The following is a 17,991-nucleotide window of genomic DNA, read 5'->3' as shown; positions in this document are numbered from 1 at the left end:
CCTGGCTCCATCACTACAATCACCACCGCCCCCACACCGCAACCGGCGGCAAACCACCCATCACCAGGTTGACCAACGTCCCTGGGCAGTACACCTAGTGCAGCGTCCAGGTGAACTTGTCGCCGCCCACCCAGCGGACCACGTCCGGGTCGTCCAGGTCGTGGACCGTGATGCCGAAGGCCGCGGCGGCCTCCAGCACGTCGGTGACGTCCCTGGCCTCACCGACCACCTGGCCGTCGATCTCCACGATCCGGAACGGCGGCGTTCCCGGCTGCACGCGGAGCACGAGGATCCGCGGACTGCCGATGTGCGGGCTCCTGATTTCGGTCATGCATCGAGGGTAGGCCGCAACCCGCGGCGGCGCGGGGTCACGGCCGTCGCCAGTCGTCTCCGCTCAGATGGGACCCGGCCATCGGGCCCATCCGGAGCATGCCGCCGTCCACGCTCCAGGACGCGCCGGTGACGTACGAGGCTTCGGGGCCGGCGAGGAAGGCGATGACCGCTGCCACCTCGCGGGCGTCGCCGGGCCGGCCCAGGGGCACGCCGGGGCGGCGCTCGGTGTGCGGGTCGGTGTCCTCCTGGCCGGTCATGGGCGTGGCGATCTCGCCGGGGGCGACCGCGTTGACGGTGATGCCGTGCTCGGCCAGCTCGATCGCCATGACCTGGGTGAGCAGGCCGAGGCCGCCCTTGGCCGCGCAGTACGGGGCCGCGCCCACCCGGGGCTGGTGTTCGTGGACGGAGGTCACGTTGACGATCCGGCCGCCCCCGCCCTGCTCGATCATGCGCCGGGCCGCCTTCTGGCCGCACAGGAACGGGCCTGCGAGGTCCACGTCCAGGACGTGCCGCAGATCGTCCAGACTCAGGTCGAGGAAGGGCGTGGCGGTGCCCGTGCCGGCGTTGTTGACCAGGACGTCGACACGGCCGAGCCGGTCGCACAGCCCGTCGACGGTTTCCGCCGCCCCGGGCAGCCGGGTCAGGTCCACCCGGGCGGTCTCGGCCCGGCGGCCCAGGGCCCGGACCTCTGCGGCGGTCCGTTCGGCGCCCTCCTCGTCGGTGTGCCAGGTGATGCCGACGTCCATCCCCGCCTCGGCCAGGCGTACGGCGGTGGCGCGGCCGATGCCGGAGTCGGAGCCGGTGATGACGGCCACTTTGGGGTCGGGCGGGCTGGGGCTGGACATGACGGCCTCCTCGCCGGCGTTCCTCGGTTCCTTGCCCCGCGCCACGGCCTCGCGGGCGGGCGACGGGGCACGGGGCGTCGCAGTACCCGTACCCGGCACGGACAAACCGCCCGCCCCGTGGTGCGGTCACCCGGGCGCTGGGGAACCCTGGACGTGCCGGAGGAGGAGGTGGCGATGGAGCCCGTCGAGGCGCTGGAGCGCATCGCGTTCCTTCTGGAGCGGTCCCAGGCACCGACGTACCGCGTCCGCGCCTTCCGCACCGCCGCCCGGGTGCTCGCCGGGCGGCCCGCGGCCGAGCTGTGCGAGCGGGCCGGGTCGCTGGAGTCGCTGAAGGGCGTCGGGCCCAAGACGGCGCAGGTGGCGCGCGAGGCACTGGCCGGGCAGGTGCCCGGATACCTGGAGAAGCTGGAGGGCGAGGCGGACGCGCCGCTCGCCGAGGGCGGTGAACGGCTGCGGGAGCTGCTGCGCGGCGACTGCCATCTGCACTCCGACTGGTCCGACGGCGGCAGCCCGATCGAGGAGATGGGCCGGACCGCGGCGGCGCTCGGGCACGAGTGGGCGGCGCTGACCGACCACTCGCCGAGGCTGACGGTGGCGCGCGGTCTGTCGCCCGAGCGGCTGCGCGAGCAGCTGGACGTGGTGGCGGAGCTCAACGAGACCTGGGCGCCGTTCCGGCTGCTGACCGGCATCGAGTGCGACATCCTCGACGACGGCTCGCTGGACCAGGAGCCGGAGCTGCTGGAGCGCCTCGACGTCGTCGTGGTCTCGGTCCACTCCAAGCTGCGGATGGACGCCCGCGCGATGACCCGCCGCATGGTGCGGGCCGTACGCGATCCGCACGCGGACGTCCTGGGGCACTGCACCGGGCGGCTGCTGACCGGCCGGGGACGGCCGGAGTCGGAGTTCGACGCGGACGAGGTGTTCGCCGCCTGCGCCCAGTCCGGCACGGCCGTGGAGATCAACAGCCGGCCCGAGCGGCTCGACCCGCCGCGCCGGCTGCTGCGCCGGGCCGTGGACGCGGGGGTGCTGTTCTCCGTCAACACCGACGCCCACGCGCCCGGCCAGCTGGACTGGCAGGTCCACGGGTGCGCGCGGGCCGAGGAGTGCGGGGTGCCCCCGGAGCGGGTGGTCACCACGTGGCCGCTGGACGACCTGCTCGCCTGGACCCGTCAGGGCCGCGTTCCGTCCGGAGTGGCGGGCCGCTGACGTGGTACCCGCCGGCCGAGCCACGGACCAGGAAGGGAACGGTGCATGGAACGGGCAGCCGTGTTCGACGTCGACGGGACCCTCGTCGACACCAATCACCTGCATGTGACGACCTGGTGGGAGGCGTTCCGGCAGGCGGGCCACCGGGTGCCGATGCACGCGGTCCACCGGGCCGTGGGGCTCGCCTCCACCGACCTGATCGGGCACCTGCTGGGCGAGGACCGGGACACGGACCAGGACGCGCAGCTGAGCGCCGCCCACAAGGCGCTGTACGGGCAGTACTTCGACCGTCTCCCGGCCCTGCCGGACGCCGGTGAGCTGCTGCGGCGCCTGGCCCACGACGGCTGGAAGGTGGTCCTCGCCACCTCGGCGGGCGGCGCGGAGCTGGGCGCCCTGCGGCGGGCGATCGACGCGGACGACGCCATCGCCGCCACCGCCAGTGCGGACGACGTGGCGGCCGGGAAGCCGGCGCCCGAGCCGGTGGAGCACGCCCTGGAGCTGGCCGGGGTACCGGCCGGGCGGGCCGTGTTCGTCGGCGACACCGTCTGGGACATGCGCGCGGGCAGCAGGGCCGGGGTGCGCTGCGTGGGTGTGCTGTGCGGCGGGCTGCCCCGCGCCGACCTGGAGGAGGCGGGCGCGGACGCGGTCTACGCCGACCCGGCCGACCTGCTGGCCTCGCTGAAGGAGAGCCCGTTCGCATGAGCCACCGTGTCGTACCCCGCCCCGGGACGCGCCGTCCGGTCGAGCGGATGCCCGGCGCCGCATGACCGGTGTGACACATACCGTCCGCGAGGTGTTCCGGGGACGGCGGCCGCTGGCCGCGGTGTGGTGGGAGGCCTGTGCCGTCGGGCGGGCGGTCCGGGCCGCCTGGCAGGGGCCCGGACGGGAACGCGACCTGGTCGTGCAGTCCCTGAAGGCCGCCGGCGCCGCGCTGATCGCCTGGGCCGTGGCGGGCGTCTGGCTGGGCGATCCGATGGCCCTGATGGCGCCCTGGGTGGCGCTGGTCCTGGTGCAGGCCACCGTCTACAGCTCGGTGCGGCAGGCCGGGCAGCAGTTCGGGGCGATCTGCGCCGGAGCCCTGGTGGCGTCGGCGGCGCAGGCCATCATGGACGACACCACGGGGGCGCTGGCGCTGTCCCTGCCGGTGCTGATGCTGATCTCGAACTGGTCCCGCTTCGGCGGGCAGGGCATCTACACGGCCACCACCGCGGTGTTCGTGCTGGCCTCCGGCACGGCGGTCTCGGCGTCGGCGGTCGGGCACCGGGTCGGTCAGGCCGCGCTCGGCGCGGTGATCGGCGTCGCCGTCAACGCGTTCGTCCTGCCGCCGATCCACCTGCGCGACGTACGGGAGAACCTCGCCGGGCTGGCCCGGGAGGCGGGCGACGTCCTGCACACCGTGGGGGCCGACCTGCGGGAGTCCGAGTGGGACGCGCAGAGCGCGGCCGGCTGGTCGAGCGAGGCCGCGCGGCTGCAGCGGCGGCTGGAGGCCCTGGAGTCGGCCCGGTCCTGGAGCCGGGAGAGCCTGCGCCTGACCTCCCGCCCGCTGCGCGCCCTGCACCGCCCGCCGACCGCCGTACCGCCCGAGGAGGAGGACCAGCGCTGGAGCCGGGTCACCGGGAACATCACGGCACTGACCCGGACGCTGGCCGTGGCCGCCGACGAGAACCGGACACCGGCCCCGCCCGAGGGCCCGGTGCTGGAGCTGTACGCGCGCCTGCTGCGGCTGATCGGCGACTCCTGCCACGCGGAGGCCGACCGGCTGCTGGGCGAGGCCGCCGATCCGCGCCCGCGGGAGGCCACGGAGGAGACGATGGAGGAGCTGCACCGGCGGCTGCAGGAGGGCCTGCAGGAACACGCCGGGCAGGGAGCGGCCCGGACGGCGGTGCTGGGCACGCTGCTGCTGCAGGCCGAGAACCTGTGGGCCGAGATCGTCCCCGAGCCCCAGTCGCAGTGATGCAGATCACCTCAAAACGTGACAGACGGTGGAACACCGGCAGCCCCCGCCCCGTTGAACAAGGCGTGGGTACGGATGGGACAGTGTCCCCGGGCCTCACCTATCGCCCACAGGGACGATCGTTCGGCTGAAGCCCTGTGGAGCCTTTCGCCGAGAGGCGACCGCCATCCGTATCCACCTCGAACCGCCCCGACCGTGATTCCCCCGTCGCGGTCGGGGCTTCTTCCTGCGTGCCCGGCCGCAGAGGCGGGTACCCGGTGACGTCCGCAGGGGCGAGTCGCCGAGAGGAGCGCAAGGTGAGCAGCGCAACGGGCACCAGGATCGTGGTCACGGGGGCCACCGGCAACGTGGGCACCAGCGTCGTACGGCTGCTGTCGGAGGATCCGGAGGTGGCCTCCGTGCTGGGTCTGGCCCGGCGGATTCCCGAGTGGTCGCCCGCGAACACGGAGTGGGCCGCGGTGGACCTGGCCTCGGACCGGGCGGACCTGACCGGCCACTTCGCCGGCGCCGACGCCGTGGTGCATCTGGCCTGGGCCTTCCAGCCGACGCACGACCCGGCGACGACCTGGCGCACCAACGTGCTCGGTTCCATCCGGGTCTTCGAGGCGGTGGCCGCGGCCGGGGTGCCGGCGCTGGTGCACGCCTCGTCGGTGGGCGCCTATTCACCGGGGCCGAAGGACCGCGCGGTGGACGAGTCGTGGCCGACGCACGGCTGGCCCGACGCCGCGTACTGCCGGGAGAAGGCCTATCTGGAGCGGGCCCTGGACACCTTCGAGCGTGACCACCCCGGGATCCGGGTGGTACGGATGCGGCCGGCGTTCCTCTTCAAGCGGGAGTCGGCCAGCGAACAGCGCCGCATCTTCGGCGGCAAGTTCCTGCCCGGCCCGCTGGCGCGGCCAGAGCTGCTGCCCTTCCTGCCGGACGTCCCCGGTCTGCGGGTGCAGGCGCTGCACACCGACGACGCGGCGAACGCCTACCGGCTCGCGGTGCGCTCCGAAGACGCCCGGGGTCCCTTCAACCTCGCGGCCGAGCCGCCGGTCGACGCGGAACTGCTGGGCGAGATGACCGGCGTACGCCCGGTGCGGCTGCCCCGCACCGCGGCCCGCTCCGCGATCGCCGCGGCGTGGGGCCTGCATCTGCTGCCCGCCTCCCCGCACCTGTTCGACGCGGTTCTGCGGCTGCCGTTGATGGACTGCACGCGGGCGCGGGCGGAGTTGGGCTGGCGTCCGGAGCACACGGCCACCGAGGTGCTGGAGGAGTTCCTGCGGGGCTTTCAGGAGGGCGCGGGAGCGGCCACGGAGCCGTTGCGGGGGCGCAAGGTCGGCTGACGCCGCGCGCCCCCGGGATCGGCGCCCGACGGGTCCTCAGCCGGAGGACTCGTCGGGCACCGGATGCTCCGGGTGCACGGCACCCGAGTGCGGGGCGCCCTGACGGCCCGTCCCGGCCTCGTCCGTGTCGGGGACGTCGATGCCGTCGCCGTCGCCGGTTCCGGCTTCGTCGGCGTCCTCCTCGCCCTCGGGGCGCTGGCCCTGCTCCATCTGCTCCCGGGTGGGCGCGGCGGCCTCCCACGGATCGTCGCCGGTCCCGGCCTGCTGGTCCGGCATGTCCCGCGGGACGGGATCGCCGTTCTCCCCCGGTCCTTCGAGGCGGTGGTCGGCCACTGCGCACTCCCTTTCCGCTGTCCTTCGGGTCGCCGGCCGTTCAGGCCGTCCGAACGCCGACGGGTACCACCGCCCCGGTCGGTGAAACGCCGGCGCGCGGCGCCCGCTTCCGAATTCACTGGCACGTCTCCCCCGTGGCTATCTACGCTAGGCAAAAGCCTAGGAGCCCTAGGTTTCCACTCCTTGTTTCCGCCACTCCGGAACGTCGAATGCACGGGAAGAGCCATGAGACCCCTCACCGAGCGGAACATCCGCGACTCCTTCATCAACTGCTCCAAGGGCGAGGCCAAGCGCCTGACGGTCCCCCGCGATCTCGACCAGCGCCCCTGGGACCACCTGGACTTTTTGGGCTGGCGCGATCCGGGAGCGCCCGACCGGAGCTACCTGGTCGGCGAACACGACGGGCGCCTCACCGGTGTCGCCCTGCGCTTCCAGCCGGGCCGGAGCGGCTTCTTCCAGCGCAGCCTGTGCGCGCTGTGCCTGACGACCCATCCGCGGGGCGGGGTGTCCCTGATGACGGCACGCAAGGCGGGCCCGGCGGGACGGGAGGGCAACTCGGTCGGGCTGTACATGTGCACCGATCTCGCCTGCTCCCTGTATCTGCGGGGCCGGAAGGCACCGGAGGGCGGTACCCGCTTCGAGGAGAGCCTGACCCTGGAGGAACAGGTCGCCCGGACCATGGGCAACCTGTCCGCCTTCCTCGCCAAGGTGATCGCCTGACGATCACGGACGCGCGGCGGCGCCCGGCGCGTGAGATCCCCGTTCGCCCCCTTTATCCGGTTACCGTCCTGTCCGGACACGTTCGAGGCGCCCGGGGAAGGGAACAGCCCGAGGATGCGCGATGTACGCAAGAGGGCCGCGGCGGCCCTGCGGCGGGTGAAGTGGCTCAGGGACCCCATGGTCGTGCAGGCGCTGCGCTCGGCCGCCGCCGCGTCGATCGCCTATGTGATCGCGGTCCGCCTGACCCCCGACAAGTCGGCGGCGCCGCTCACCGCGCCACTCACCGCGCTGCTGGTCGTCCAGGTCACCCTGTACGCCACGCTCAAGATGAGCTTCCGCCGGGTGAACGCCGTGGTGGCCGGCGTCCTGGTCGCCATTCTCTTCAGTCAGCTGGTCGGACTGAGCTGGTGGAGCCTGGCCCTGGTGATCGTGGCGGCGCTGGGCGTCGGGCACCTGGTGCGGGCGCACGAGTTCGTGGCCGAGGTGGCGATCAGCGCGATGCTGGTGCTGGGCGTGACCTCGCACGGGAGCCTGGCGTGGGCGCGGGTGGTGGAGACGCTGATCGGGGCGATCGTCGGCCTGGCCTTCAACCTCGTGCTCGCGCCCCCGGTGTGGGTGGAGCAGGCGGGCGAGTCGATCGAGGGACTGGCCCGGCGGGTGCGGCAGCTGATGCTGCGGATGGGCGAGGAGGCCGCGGGCAGCACGGCGTACCACGAGGCGGCGGCCCGGCTGCACGAGGCCCGCCGTCTCGACCACGACATCGGCGAGGTGGACGAGGACCTCCGGCAGGCCGAGGACAGCCTGCGGCTCAACCCCCGCGTACGCGAGGGGCTGCTCCACCGGGTGGTGCTGCGTTCCGGTCTCGACACGCTGGAGATCTGCACGGTGGTGATGCGGGTCCTGGCCCGCACCTTCACCGACCTCGCGAAGGAGCGGGAACCCGAGCCGCTGTTCGGGCCCGAGACGGGGGCCACCATCGAGCAGCTCCTGTCCGAGATCGCCGACGCCGTGGTCAGCTTCGCGGTGCTGGTCACCACCAGCGTCAGCGATGACGCCGAGTCCGCCGAGGAGCGGCTCTCCGCCGAGCTGCGGCAGGCCGCGGTCACCCGGGACAGACTGGCCGGACTGCTCCTCGAAGAGGTGCGGCGCGACCAGCGGCAGTGGCAGTTGCAGGGCGCGGTGCTGACCGAGGTCAACCGCATCATCGACGAGATGGACACCGAGCACCGTTCGCGCCGGCTCCTGGAGGAGCTGGACCGGCACACGCGCGAGCAGCGCGAACGCATGCCGCGGCTGACCGAGCTGCGCGACCGGGTGCGGTCCCGGCTCCGGAAACGCAAGCGTGGCGCCGCCGCGCGGCGTTCCTCCTGAGAACACCTGACGGCTTGAGCACACCTGACGACTTGAGCACACCTGACGACTTGAGAACGCCCGACGACGGCCGGCCGCCTCAGCCGTCGCCGTCGGAGCGCTGCCGTTGCAGGGGCCGGGGGCAGGAGGCGGCGCTCGCCTGGGACAGCAGCACGTGCATCCGCTCCGTGAGCTGGGCGACGTCGTCGGCGGGCGCGTGGAAGGGCAGCCGTACGTCGCCGTGGGCGCGGACGCGTTCGATGCGCAGCGTCAGTCCGTGCCGGTCGACGGCGAGGGGCCGCACCCGGACCGCGCCGTGCAGGCTGTCCACGTCGACGAGCCGGGTCAGCCGCTCCACCGCGTCACCGTGGCAGTCGGCGAGGTGGGTCAGCAGCCGGGCCTCGGCCAGGGCCAGCGGGTCGGGCGCGGCGGCGGCGAACTCGTCAAGGTCGACGACCACGGCGCCGGACGGCTGCCGCAGCACCACGCGCGTGGGTGTGAACGCCAAGTGGCCGTCCTGAAGGGCGAACCAGCCGGCCAGCCAGAGCCGCGCCCTGATCCGGCCCCGGACCGGGACGGGCGCCACGTCGGCGAACTCCAGTACGGCGGACGGCTCCCCGCGGGGCGCGCAGATCGCCGCCGCGAGCAGTGCGCTGTCCTCGGGCACGTGCAGCGTCACCCGGCCGTCGCCGGCGACACCGTGCGCGCCGACGAACTCCTCGCGTCCGCCCTCCGCGGTCACCGCGCAGGACCAGGCGGCGGCGAGCACGGAGCGGGCCCGTTCCGCAGCGGCAGGCGCGGCCGTCCAGGTGCGGCTGTCAACCATCCCCAACCTCCGTCGTCAATCCAGTCATCGCTTCATTAGGTAAGGCTCACCTAACCTATCGGAGATCGGGGCGTGCGCCAACCAGGACTCGCACAACGGGCACTTACGGCGCGATGGCGCCCAGCAGGGCTCGTGCGCACAGGTCACGCACGTGCTCCGGGGCAGGCCCCGGGTCCCGCAGCCACTCCAGGCAGACCGCGGTGGTGAACGCCAGCCAGCCCCGCACCGCCAGCCGCACGTCGGCCCGTTCCCCGAAAGCCGGCCCGAACTCCGGGTCGGCGGCCAGGGCGGCGAGGATCTGCCGCTCCTGCGCGGCCAGCGCCTGCCGGTAGACCCTGCGCACCGCCTGGTCCCCGGTCGCGTCGGCGCGGTGGAAGGCGCGGTAGCCGTGCGCGTGGGCCCGGACGTACTCCAGATACGCGTCGAGGCCCGCCGCGAGCTGTTCCCGTACCGGCACTCCGGGCACGGCGGCCGTCATCCGCAGCATCCGCTCGCTCTCGCGTTCGACGACCGCCGCGAAGAAGTCCCGCTTGTTCGGGAAGTAGTGGTACAGCAGCCCGCGGGAGACCCCGGCGATCTCGGCGACCCGCTCGATCCACACGTCGTCGTAGGGGCTCTCCGAGAACAGCCGCGCGCCCACCGAGAGCAACTGCTCCCGGCGCTCTCCGGTACTGAGCCTGCGGCGGGTGCGCTCGCCCTGGTTCGCGGCCATCCCCGCACCTTACTTGACGCCGGTTCAACAACGGGTCGAGACTGAGCCACGTTATTGAATCCATGTACAACACGCTTGCCCGGCACGTGCAACACGCCGCTGCGTCGAGGGAGATCGCGTCATGGCTCGGACGACGGAACGACTGGCACCGGACGGACTTCCGAAGGGATTCCGCAGCGCCGAGCTGGGCTGGCCCGAGCTGCACCGCATCCCGCGCCCGCCCTACCGGCTCCCGCTGCTCGGGGACGTCGTCGGGGCGAGCCGGAGCACCCCGATGCAGGACTCGCTGCGGTACGCCCGGCGGCTGGGGCCGATATTCCGGCGGCGGGCCTTCGGCAAGGAGTTCGTGTTCGTGTGGGGGGCCGCGCTCGCCGCCGACCTGGCGGACGAGACGCGCTTCGCCAAGCACGTGGGCCTCGGCGTGGCCAACCTGCGGCCGGTCGCCGGGGACGGGCTGTTCACGGCGTTCAACCACGAGTCCAACTGGCAGCTCGCGCACGACGTGCTGGCCCCCGGGTTCAGCCGGGAGGCCATGGCGGGCTACCACGTGATGATGCTGGACGTGGCCGCGCGGCTCACCGGCCACTGGGACCGGGCGCTGGCGGAGGGCCGGCCGGTGGACGTGCCGGGGGACATGACCAAACTGACGCTGGAGACGATCGCGCGCACCGGGTTCGGGCATGACTTCGGTTCCTTCGAGCGCTCCCGCCCGCATCCCTTCGTGACCGCGATGGTCGGCACGCTCGGCTACGCGCAGCGTCTGAACACGGTGCCCGCGCCGCTGGCCCCGTGGCTGCTGCGCGCCGCGAGCCGCCGCAACGGCGCCGACATCGCGTACCTCAACCGCACGGTCGACGACCTGATACGCGCCCGCCGGACCGCCGGCGGGAGCGGCACGGGCGACCTGCTCGACCGGATGCTGGAGACGACCCACCCGGAAACCGGTGAGCGGCTGTCGGCACAGAACGTCCGCCGCCAGGTCATCACCTTCCTGGTGGCCGGGCACGAGACCACCTCGGGCGCGCTCTCCTTCGCCCTGCACTACCTCGCCCGGCACCCCGAGGTCGCGGCCCGGGCCCGCGCCGAGGTGGACCGGGTCTGGGGCGACACCGAGGCGCCCGGGTACGAGCAGGTGGCCAAGCTGCGCTACGTGCGCCGGGTGCTGGACGAGTCGCTGCGGCTGTGGCCGACCGCGCCCGCCTTCGCGCGGGAGGCCCGTCGGGACACGGTGCTGGACGGTACCCACCCGATGCGGCGCGGGGCCTGGGCGCTGGTCCTGACCGGCATGCTGCACCGCGACCCCGGGGTGTGGGGGCCGGACGCCGAACGGTTCGATCCCGACCGCTTCGACGCCAAGGCCGTACGGGCGCGTGCCCCGCACACCTACAAGCCGTTCGGCACGGGCGCGCGGGCCTGCATCGGACGGCAGTTCGCGCTGCACGAGGCGACGCTGGTCCTCGGCCTGCTGCTGCGCCGCTACGAGCTGCGACCCGAGCCGGGCTACCGGCTGCGGGTGACCGAGCGGCTCACGCTGATGCCGGAGGGACTGCGGCTCCGCCTGGAGCGGCGGTCCGCGCCCGCCCGGCCCGCGGCGGCACCGGAGGGCATGTCCGCTCCCGAGGACGCCGCGTCAGCTTCCAGCTGTCCAGTGCGCGGGGTGGGTGACTGAGCCCGGCAGCCTGGTGCCGGCGCTGCCCCGGGCCGCGGTGAGCTGCGGCTGGGTCAGGAAGAAGGCGCCCGTGAGGTCGGCGTCCGTCAGGTCCGCGTCGCGCAGGTCCGCGCCGATCAGGTCGGCGCCCCGCAGGTCCGCGCCGGTGAGGTCGGCGGCGATGAGGTAGGCGCCGCGCAGGTCCGCGCCGCTGAGGTCGGCGCCCTTGAGGCGGGCGCCCATCAGGTCGGCGCCCCGGCGGTTCTTCTTCCGGCCGCGGGTGCCGGCCCGGGCCAGTTCGCTGGTGCGCAGCAGGAGCACGTTGACCCGCTGCCGGTGCGCGGCCACGTCCAGGGCGGCCAGCTCCTCGGGGGTCCCCCCGGCGAGCCGCTCGGTGTCGGCCAGGATTCGGCGCAGGTCGGCGTGGACCGGGCGGGCCGCGGGCAGGGTCAGCGCCTCGGTGAGGTACCAGAGCAGCTCGTGCAGCTGGCGGACGACCGGGAACACGTCGAACATGCGGCGGCTGTGCTCCGGCGGTCCGCCGCGCCAGTCCTGGCCGCCGAAGGTGACCTGCGAGACGCGCTGCCCGGCGCCGAAGCAGTCGTAGACCGTGCAGCCGGTGAAGCCGCTCTGCCGCAGCCGTGCGTGGATGCCGCAGCGGTGGTCGTCCTGGAGATTGGTGCAGGGTTTCCCGGCGTCCTTGTCGACCGCGAAGTCCGCCGACCGGGAGAAGGGCAGGGCCACGCAGCACAGGCCGAAGCACCGCCCGCAGTCGCCGCGCAGTTCCGCCTGGTCAGCCGTGTGTTCTCGCATACCTTCGAGCATACGGACCGCCGGAGAGGGCGCCTGTGGGCCCCCCGGTACGGCGGAGCTCGGTCAGGTTTCCAGGCCGGACACGTCCAGGTGGGCCAGCCGGTCCGGGTCGGCCAGGATGTACATGCCGGTGATGAGACCGTCGACGACGGTGACGCAGGTGACCGACCGCGGGCGTCCCTCGACCACGGCGACGGTGCCGACCGTGCCGTTGACCAGGGCGAGGCGTGCGAACCCGGCGAGGTGCCGGAAGTGGAACGCCCCGGTGGCGACCGTCCTGGCCCCGCGCAGCACCTTCGACGCCGCGACTCCCGAGGCCAGTGCGCCGGCGTCGGCCCGCAGCACCACGTCCGGGTGGAGGACGGACAGCAGCGCCTCGAAGTCCCCGGCGCGGCTCGCGGCCAGGAACGCCTCGACCGCCCGGCGCTGTCTGCCGAGGTCGGGGTCGGCCGCCGGGGTGGCGTCCCGGACCCGGCGGCGGGCCCGGCTGGCCAGCTGTCGGGTGGCGGCCGGGCTGCGGTCCAGGATCGGCGCGATGTCGTCGAAGGGCACGGCGAACATGTCGTGCAGCACGAAAGCCAGCCGCTCGGCGGGCTCCAGGGCCTCCAGCACGACCAGCAGGGCCACCCCGACCGAGTCGGTGTGCAGGGCGGCCTCCTCCGGATCGCCCTGCGGCAGCGCCCGCAGCACCGGGTCCGGGACGAAGGTGTCGAAGCCCTCGGTCATCGGCTCCTCGCGCCGCGCGGTGCGTGAGCGCAGCAGGTCCAGGCAGACCCGGCCGGTCACCGTGGTCAGCCAGGCGCCGAGGTTGTCGATGCCGTCGGCGCCGGCGCGGTCGAGCCGCAGCCAGGCCTCCTGGACGGCGTCCTCCGCCTCGCTCAGTGAGCCGAGCATGCGGTAGGCCACCGCCTTCAGCTGCCCGCGGTGCTCCTCGAACCGCTCCGCGAGCCGCCGGTCCGCCTGCTCCCGCGCCACGTACTCCCCCGCCATGCGCTCCCCCGTCACGCTTTTCCCCGCCGCCCGCTACCGACCGAAGACCTCGAAGGTCACCGCGGGCTTCCCGCCGAACCGCTCCCCCGCGGACTCGGCGAACCCGACGAGGAAGCCCCGCACGTACGTCTCCGGGTCCTCGTCGGTCAGCGCCTCGATGTACGTGCGGTGCTCGAGCAGGGAGCGCACCGCCCGCTCCAGCCCCGGAGCGGCGTCCACGGCGTGCGTGGGCGAGGCGGAACCGGCGACCGCGACCCAGCGCACGCCGTCCCAGGGTTCGAGCCCCCGCTCGGTCAGCTCCGGGAAGATCCACCGGTTGCCCGCGTCGCCCGCCGCGTCAAGGGTGGCGCGCCCGACGGCCACGTGGTCCGGGGTGTTCCAGGCTACGCCGCCCCAGGTGTCGCGGTGGTTGAGGGTGATGACCAGCTCGGGCCGGTGCCGGCGGATCGCGGCCGCGATGTCCCGGCGCAGCGCGGTGCCGTACTCGATCACGCCGTCCCGGTGGTCGAGGAACTCCACCTCGCTCACCCCGACGACGGCCGCGCTCGCCCGCTGCTCACGCTCCCGCAGCGGGCCGCACTCGGCGGGCGCCAGGGTGTCGATGCCCGCCTCGCCCCGGGTCGCCAGGACGTAGGCGACCTCGCGGCCCTCGTCGGTCCAGGCCGCGATCGCCGCCGAGCAGCCGTACTCCAGGTCGTCCGGGTGGGCGACGACGGCCAGGGCGCGCCGCCAGTCGCCGGGCATGGGCTCCAGTTGCGTGATCGTCGGCTCCGTCATGCCCGCACACTAAACCGCGCCGCCGACATCCCACCCGGAATTCGAACGCGTCGCCGTTCAGGCCTCGTCGCGGGCGAGGGCGAGCAGCCGGTCCAGGACACGCGGACCGCCGGCCCGCACGCCGTCGTGCTCGAACTCGTCGGTGACCCAGGTGCGCAGGCCGCGGATCGTGCGGGCGGTGGTCAGCGCGTGGGCGGTGTCGACGTACATGTCGTCGTGGTAGACGGCCGCGGCGGCCGGTACCTCGTTGGCGGCGAGGCGGGCGGGGTCGTAGAGCGGGGTCCAGTCGGTGCGGGCGGCGAGCAGTTCGGCACTCTCGCGCAGCGGGCGCAGCGCCGGGTCGCAGTCGAACATCCAGGGGTGGACCGACTCGCCGGTGAACAGCAGCGGTTCGTCGCCCGCGAGGGCCTTGGCGGCGTCGAACCGCGGGAACTCGGCGCGGACCCGCTCGGCCGACCAGTTCGTGGGGCGCGTGTCCTGGCCGTAGATGGCCTCGTGGACGAGGGCGTACAGCGGGTGGCCCGCGTACGAGAGCAGGGACTGCGCCTGCTCCTGGAAGGCGTCGGACAGCTCGTGTCCGCGCGGGGTGCGGACGAAGGCGTCCTCCAGGAGGAAGTGCAGGCGGTGGCTGCCCTCGCTGCCGCCGAGCAGGATGCCGAGGGACTGGAAGGCCTCGACGGTGAGCCGGTAGCCGCCCGGCAGGACGACGTCGTGGGTGAGCAGGTGGTCGGCGATGCGGCGGGCGCGCTCGACGTCCTGGGGGTAGCGGGCGTAGTGCGCGGCGACCTTGCGCTCGATGCGGGGGTAGGCGGCCCGGTAGACATCGTCGGCGTGGGCGTCCAGGGAGGGCAGGCCGCCGGTGATCAGGGCGGTGCTCAGGCCCTCGGGGGCGAGCGACAGGTAGGCGACGGTGCAGAAGCCGCCGAAGCTCTGGCCGAGGACGGCCCAGGGGGCGCCGCCGGTGACCTGCGGGCGGATGGTCTCGCAGTCGCGGACGATGGCGTCGGCGCGGAAGTGGGTGAGGTAGTCGGCCTGCTCGGCGGGGCCGCCGCGCAGCGGGAGCGTCTGGCGGTTGGCCGGGGTGGAGGCGCCGGTGCCGCGCTGGTCGAGGAGGAGGACGCGGTACTCCTTCAGGGCACGGCCGAGCCAGGCGGGACGGCCGATGAAACGGTTCGCCCCGAAGCCGGGACCGCCCTGGAGGTACACCAGCCACGGCAGGTCGGCCCGGTGCGCCTTGTCGCTCGCCACGGCCTCGCGGGCGTACAGCTCGATCGTCTCCCCGCCGGGGTCGGCGTGGTCGAGGGGCACGGTGAATCGGCGGTCGGTGAGGACGACGCCGGGCTGGCGGTAGCTGACGCTCAACGGGGGCTCCCGGGACGGACGGATCGCACGGTCGGACCGTACGAACGGATCTTTCGGCCGTGTCCCAGTTCAGCACACGTCCTTGCGGGGACCGACCCCCGGGACCGGGATTCGTGCTGAACGGACGGTCAGTGGCGACGGTCAGCGGGCGGCGAGGCTGGAGCGCCGCACCACCAGTTCCGGCTGGAGCACCACCCTTCGGTGGGCGTGGGTGCGGTCGGTGCCCTCCAGTTCCGTCTCCTCCAGGAGCAGTTCGGCGGCCATGGCGCCCATGGTCACGGCGGGCTGGCGCACGGAGGTGAGCGGGACGGCCGCGGCGGCGGCGAACTCGATGTCGTCGTAGCCGACGATCGCGAGGTCGTCGGGGACGCTCACACCCGCGGCGTACAGGGCCTGGAGGACGCCGAGGGCGAGCAGGTCGTTGGCGCAGAAGACGGCGGTGGGCCGGTCGGCGAGGCCGAGCAGGCGGGCGCCGGCGTCCCGGCCGGCCGCGACGTCGAGGCGTTCGGTGGGCAGCTCGCGCAGGGCGTCGGGGCCGAGGCCGGCCTCGGCGAGGGCGGCCAGGGCGCCGGTGCGCCGGTCGCGGACCTGGTTGAGGCCGGGCGGTCCGCTGACGTACGCGACGGATCGGTGTCCGGCGTCCACCAGGTGACGCACCGCGAGCGCGCCGCCCGCGACGTCGTCCACGGAGACGGAGCATTCGGTGGTGCCCTCGGCGACCCGGTCGACCAGCACGAAGGGGATGTTGTGGCGCCGGAAGCCCTCGATGTTGCGGCCGGTGGCGTCGGCCGGGGTGAGCAGGACGCCCCGCACGCGCTGCTCGGCGAAGAGCGAGAGGTACTCGGCCTCCTCCCCCGGGTTCTGGGCGCTGTTGCAGACCATCACGCCGAGCCCGGCGTCGCGGGCGGCCCGCTCGGCGCCGCGCGCGACGTCGACGAAGAACGGGTTGCCCATGTCCAGGACGAGCAGCCCCATGATCCGGCTGCGGCCCGCCCGCAGCTGGCGGGCGGACTCGCTGCGGACGTAGCCGAGCCGGTCGATCGCGGACAGCACGCGCGCGCGGGTCTCGGTCGCGACGGTGTCGGGGCGGTTGATGACGTTGGAGACCGTGCCCACGGAAACTCCGGCGGCGCGGGCGACGTCCTTGATACCCACCGAATGGGCCATCGAGCAGGGACCTCCAGGGTCGGGCCGGGGGAAACGCACCCAGGGACGCGGGCGGCCGGATGACCTTCACATTACCCGCGCCGTCCTGGGAAGACCTCCACCGTCCGGACGGGCGGTGCCTGGCCGGGGCCGGGCGTCAGGCGAGGTGGAACACCTCGGTGAGCGGTTTCATCGCCTCGTCGGGGCGGTCGCCGTCGAGTGACTCGAAGAGCGGACCCATCTCGGCCTGCCAGCGGGCGTTGACCTCGGTGGCCTCCATACCGGCCCGGGCGGCGGCGAAGTCCTCGGTCTCCAGGTAGCCGACGAGCAGGCCGTCGTCGCGCAGGAAGAGCGAGTAGTTGTGCCAGCCGGTGGCGGAGAGCGCCTCGCACATCTCCGGCCACACTGTGGCGTGGCGTTCGCGGTACTCCGCGATCCGGTCCTGGCGGACCTTGAGCAGGAAACAGACGCGCTGCATGAAGTACCGCCCTCGGTTCGGAACGTGTGTCGGAAGAAGGTGTGGGTCAGAAGTCGTACTGGTCGATGTTCCCGGCGTTGAACACGGTCGGCTTGCCGAGGGTGATCACGCCGTCCTCGCCGATGGTGTACTCGCCCATCGCACCGGCCTCGAAGGTCTCCCCCTCCTTGCCGGTGATCTGCCCGGAGGCCAGGGCGACGGCGGTGCGCGCGGCGAGTTCGCCGAGCTTCGCCGGGTCCCACAGCTCGAACGCCTCGACGGTGCCGTTCTTGACGTACTTGCGCATGTCGTTGGGGGTGCCGAGGCCGGTCAGCTTGACCTTGCCCTTGTACTTGGAGCCGGACAGGTACTGGGCGGCGGCCTTGATGCCGACGGTGGTCGGGGAGATGATCCCCTTCAGGTCCGGGTACTCCTGGAGCAGGCCCTGGGTCTGCTGGAAGGACTTCTGGGCGTCGTCGTCACCGTAGGCGACCTCGACCAGCTCGATGTCCTTGTACTTCGGGTCCTTGAGCTCGTCCTTCATGATCTCGATCCAGGCGTTCTGGTTCGTCGCGGTCTGCGCGGCGGAGAGGATCGCGATCTCGCCCTTGTTGCCGATCTGCTCGGCGAGCAGCTGCACCTGGGTGCGGCCGAGGTCCTCGGCGGACGCCTGGGAGACGAAGGCGTTGCGGCACTCCGGGTTGGTGTCGGAGTCGTAGGTGACCACCTTGATGCCGTTCTTCATGGCCTGCTTGAGGGCGGTGCACAGGGCGCCCGGGTCCTGTGCGGAGACGGCCATGGCGTCGACCTGCTGCTGGGTGAGGGTGTTGACGTAGGAGACCTGGCCGGCGGTGTCGGTGCCGCTGGAGGGGCCGACCTCCTTGTAGCTGGAGCCCAGTTCCTTCAGGGCCTTCTCGCCGCCCTTGTCGGCGACGGTGAAGTACGGGTTGTTGACCTGCTTGGGCAGGAAGCCGACGGTCAGGCCCTTCTTCGTGGGGGCGTTCGGGTCTGCCTTGCCCGCGGTGGCGGCGGAGGCGTCCTCGTTCTTGACGTCCTCCTTGGTGGTGCCGCCGCAGGCGGTGGCGGCCAGGGCGAGGGAGGTGACGGCGGCGAGGGCGGCGCAGGTGCGGGTCAGGGACTGCTTACGCATGGTTGGGTTCCTTCTGACGAGGGTGAGCGGGGCGCCCCTTC

At 73.4% G+C, this 17,991-nt stretch carries 19 protein-coding genes; 7 read left to right on the top strand and 12 right to left on the bottom strand.

All coding sequences use genetic code 11. The features are described 5' to 3' along the window. Nucleotides 1-94: 94 nt before the first annotated feature. Both KUM03_RS15940 and KUM03_RS15935 read right to left on the bottom strand, forming a co-directional pair. Nucleotides 95-331, bottom strand: coding sequence for a hypothetical protein (locus KUM03_RS15940; RefSeq protein ID WP_073728622.1), 237 nt, complete (start codon nt 329-331; stop codon nt 95-97). Nucleotides 332-368: 37 nt separating this feature from the next. Continuing rightward, entirely contained in the window at nt 369-1,178 is an 810-nt protein-coding gene (locus KUM03_RS15935) for an SDR family oxidoreductase (RefSeq protein ID WP_217249100.1), read from the bottom strand. Between the two features lie 174 nt (nt 1,179-1,352). Here KUM03_RS15935 and KUM03_RS15930 point away from each other — a divergent pair, with 174 nt between their 5' ends. The 4 genes from KUM03_RS15930 to KUM03_RS15915 all read left to right on the top strand — a co-directional run bounded on the left by KUM03_RS15930 (nt 1,353) and on the right by KUM03_RS15915 (nt 5,666). Then, nucleotides 1,353-2,384, top strand: coding sequence for a PHP domain-containing protein (locus KUM03_RS15930; RefSeq protein ID WP_217249099.1), 1,032 nt, complete (start codon nt 1,353-1,355; stop codon nt 2,382-2,384). Nucleotides 2,385-2,429: 45 nt separating this feature from the next. Beyond that, nucleotides 2,430-3,086, top strand: coding sequence for an HAD family hydrolase (locus KUM03_RS15925; RefSeq protein WP_217249098.1), 657 nt, complete (start codon nt 2,430-2,432; stop codon nt 3,084-3,086). Between the two features lie 61 nt (nt 3,087-3,147). Continuing rightward, nucleotides 3,148-4,338: an aromatic acid exporter family protein gene (locus KUM03_RS15920; RefSeq protein ID WP_217249097.1), complete on the top strand. Its 1,191-nt coding sequence runs from the start codon at nt 3,148-3,150 to the stop codon at nt 4,336-4,338. A gap of 296 nt (nt 4,339-4,634) precedes the next feature. Beyond that, complete coding sequence (locus KUM03_RS15915) at nt 4,635-5,666, top strand: SDR family oxidoreductase (RefSeq protein WP_217249095.1); 1,032 nt, start codon at nt 4,635-4,637, stop codon at nt 5,664-5,666. A gap of 36 nt (nt 5,667-5,702) precedes the next feature. Here the strand turns inward: KUM03_RS15915 and KUM03_RS15910 are convergent, their stop codons facing one another. Continuing rightward, a complete protein-coding gene (locus tag KUM03_RS15910) occupies nt 5,703-5,999 on the bottom strand; it encodes a hypothetical protein (protein WP_217249093.1) in 297 nt (98 codons plus the stop codon). A 225-nt stretch (nt 6,000-6,224) separates the two neighbouring features. On the opposite strand from KUM03_RS15910, the gene KUM03_RS15905 reads away from it, so the two are divergent. Next, nucleotides 6,225-6,719 carry an FBP domain-containing protein gene (locus KUM03_RS15905; protein ID WP_217249091.1) on the top strand — a complete coding sequence of 165 codons (495 nt, stop codon included), beginning with the start codon at nt 6,225-6,227 and terminating at the stop codon, nt 6,717-6,719. A gap of 114 nt (nt 6,720-6,833) precedes the next feature. Beyond that, nucleotides 6,834-8,090: an FUSC family protein gene (locus KUM03_RS15900; protein ID WP_217249090.1), complete on the top strand. Its 1,257-nt coding sequence runs from the start codon at nt 6,834-6,836 to the stop codon at nt 8,088-8,090. Nucleotides 8,091-8,169: 79 nt separating this feature from the next. Here KUM03_RS15900 and KUM03_RS15895 read toward each other — a convergent pair whose 3' ends face one another. Together KUM03_RS15895 and KUM03_RS15890 are read right to left on the bottom strand one after the other, a co-directional pair. Next, a complete protein-coding gene (locus KUM03_RS15895; protein WP_217249089.1) occupies nt 8,170-8,895 on the bottom strand; it encodes a DUF2470 domain-containing protein in 726 nt (241 codons plus the stop codon). Nucleotides 8,896-8,998: 103 nt separating this feature from the next. Next, nucleotides 8,999-9,607: a TetR/AcrR family transcriptional regulator gene (locus tag KUM03_RS15890; protein WP_217249088.1), complete on the bottom strand. Its 609-nt coding sequence runs from the start codon at nt 9,605-9,607 to the stop codon at nt 8,999-9,001. Nucleotides 9,608-9,728: 121 nt separating this feature from the next. Between KUM03_RS15890 and KUM03_RS15885 the strand changes: the two genes are divergently transcribed. After that, nucleotides 9,729-11,276, top strand: coding sequence for a cytochrome P450 (locus KUM03_RS15885; protein WP_217249087.1), 1,548 nt, complete (start codon nt 9,729-9,731; stop codon nt 11,274-11,276). On the opposite strand, the gene KUM03_RS15880 is transcribed toward KUM03_RS15885, so the two are convergent. From KUM03_RS15880 to rhaS, 7 genes are all read right to left on the bottom strand, one after another. Beyond that, entirely contained in the window at nt 11,238-12,080 is an 843-nt protein-coding gene (locus KUM03_RS15880; RefSeq protein ID WP_217249085.1) for a pentapeptide repeat-containing protein, read from the bottom strand. The genes KUM03_RS15885 and KUM03_RS15880 overlap by 39 nt on opposite strands. A gap of 51 nt (nt 12,081-12,131) precedes the next feature. Beyond that, on the bottom strand, nt 12,132-13,058 hold the full coding sequence (sigJ, locus tag KUM03_RS15875; protein ID WP_217249104.1) for an RNA polymerase sigma factor SigJ: 927 nt from the start codon (nt 13,056-13,058) through the stop codon (nt 12,132-12,134). A 33-nt stretch (nt 13,059-13,091) separates the two neighbouring features. After that, nucleotides 13,092-13,835: a PIG-L deacetylase family protein gene (locus KUM03_RS15870; RefSeq protein ID WP_217249084.1), complete on the bottom strand. Its 744-nt coding sequence runs from the start codon at nt 13,833-13,835 to the stop codon at nt 13,092-13,094. A 57-nt stretch (nt 13,836-13,892) separates the two neighbouring features. After that, nucleotides 13,893-15,197, bottom strand: a complete 1,305-nt coding sequence (locus tag KUM03_RS15865; RefSeq protein WP_217249081.1) for an alpha/beta fold hydrolase — start codon at nt 15,195-15,197, stop codon at nt 13,893-13,895. 141 nt (nt 15,198-15,338) lie between these two features. Further along, the gene (locus KUM03_RS15860; protein WP_217249080.1) at nt 15,339-16,364 is read right to left on the bottom strand and encodes a LacI family DNA-binding transcriptional regulator; all 1,026 of its coding nucleotides are present in this window, start codon (nt 16,362-16,364) and stop codon (nt 15,339-15,341) included. Nucleotides 16,365-16,500: 136 nt separating this feature from the next. Then, a complete protein-coding gene (locus tag KUM03_RS15855) occupies nt 16,501-16,821 on the bottom strand; it encodes an L-rhamnose mutarotase (RefSeq protein ID WP_217249074.1) in 321 nt (106 codons plus the stop codon). A gap of 46 nt (nt 16,822-16,867) precedes the next feature. Beyond that, nucleotides 16,868-17,950 (bottom strand): rhamnose ABC transporter substrate-binding protein, encoded by a 1,083-nt coding sequence (rhaS, locus tag KUM03_RS15850; protein ID WP_217249071.1) that lies wholly within the window; start codon nt 17,948-17,950, stop codon nt 16,868-16,870. Nucleotides 17,951-17,991: the final 41 nt, after the last annotated feature.

This window comes from Streptomyces sp. AC602_WCS936 (genome assembly GCF_019049125.1).
In the GTDB taxonomy this organism is placed as follows: domain Bacteria; phylum Actinomycetota; class Actinomycetes; order Streptomycetales; family Streptomycetaceae; genus Streptomyces.
This window is presented reverse-complemented; position numbering and strand designations above follow the sequence as displayed.

Excerpts from the sequence above, each read along its gene's own strand:
- KUM03_RS15935 (WP_217249100.1), bottom strand. The coding sequence starts at position 1,178 with ATGTCCAGCCCCAGCCCGCCCGACCCCAAAGTGGCCGTCATCACCGGC.
- KUM03_RS15895 (WP_217249089.1), bottom strand. The coding sequence starts at position 8,895 with ATGGTTGACAGCCGCACCTGGACGGCCGCGCCTGCCGCTGCGGAACGG.
- rhaS (WP_217249071.1), bottom strand. The coding sequence starts at position 17,950 with ATGCGTAAGCAGTCCCTGACCCGCACCTGCGCCGCCCTCGCCGCCGTC.
- sigJ (WP_217249104.1), bottom strand. The coding sequence starts at position 13,058 with ATGGCGGGGGAGTACGTGGCGCGGGAGCAGGCGGACCGGCGGCTCGCG.
- KUM03_RS15920 (WP_217249097.1), top strand. The coding sequence starts at position 3,148 with ATGACCGGTGTGACACATACCGTCCGCGAGGTGTTCCGGGGACGGCGG.
- KUM03_RS15900 (WP_217249090.1), top strand. The coding sequence starts at position 6,834 with ATGCGCGATGTACGCAAGAGGGCCGCGGCGGCCCTGCGGCGGGTGAAG.
- KUM03_RS15880 (WP_217249085.1), bottom strand. The coding sequence starts at position 12,080 with ATGCTCGAAGGTATGCGAGAACACACGGCTGACCAGGCGGAACTGCGC.
- KUM03_RS15870 (WP_217249084.1), bottom strand. The coding sequence starts at position 13,835 with ATGACGGAGCCGACGATCACGCAACTGGAGCCCATGCCCGGCGACTGG.
- KUM03_RS15890 (WP_217249088.1), bottom strand. The coding sequence starts at position 9,607 with ATGGCCGCGAACCAGGGCGAGCGCACCCGCCGCAGGCTCAGTACCGGA.
- KUM03_RS15905 (WP_217249091.1), top strand. The coding sequence starts at position 6,225 with ATGAGACCCCTCACCGAGCGGAACATCCGCGACTCCTTCATCAACTGC.
- KUM03_RS15940 (WP_073728622.1), bottom strand. The coding sequence starts at position 331 with ATGACCGAAATCAGGAGCCCGCACATCGGCAGTCCGCGGATCCTCGTG.
- KUM03_RS15925 (WP_217249098.1), top strand. The coding sequence starts at position 2,430 with ATGGAACGGGCAGCCGTGTTCGACGTCGACGGGACCCTCGTCGACACC.
- KUM03_RS15930 (WP_217249099.1), top strand. The coding sequence starts at position 1,353 with ATGGAGCCCGTCGAGGCGCTGGAGCGCATCGCGTTCCTTCTGGAGCGG.
- KUM03_RS15860 (WP_217249080.1), bottom strand. The coding sequence starts at position 16,364 with ATGGCCCATTCGGTGGGTATCAAGGACGTCGCCCGCGCCGCCGGAGTT.
- KUM03_RS15885 (WP_217249087.1), top strand. The coding sequence starts at position 9,729 with ATGGCTCGGACGACGGAACGACTGGCACCGGACGGACTTCCGAAGGGA.
- KUM03_RS15855 (WP_217249074.1), bottom strand. The coding sequence starts at position 16,821 with ATGCAGCGCGTCTGTTTCCTGCTCAAGGTCCGCCAGGACCGGATCGCG.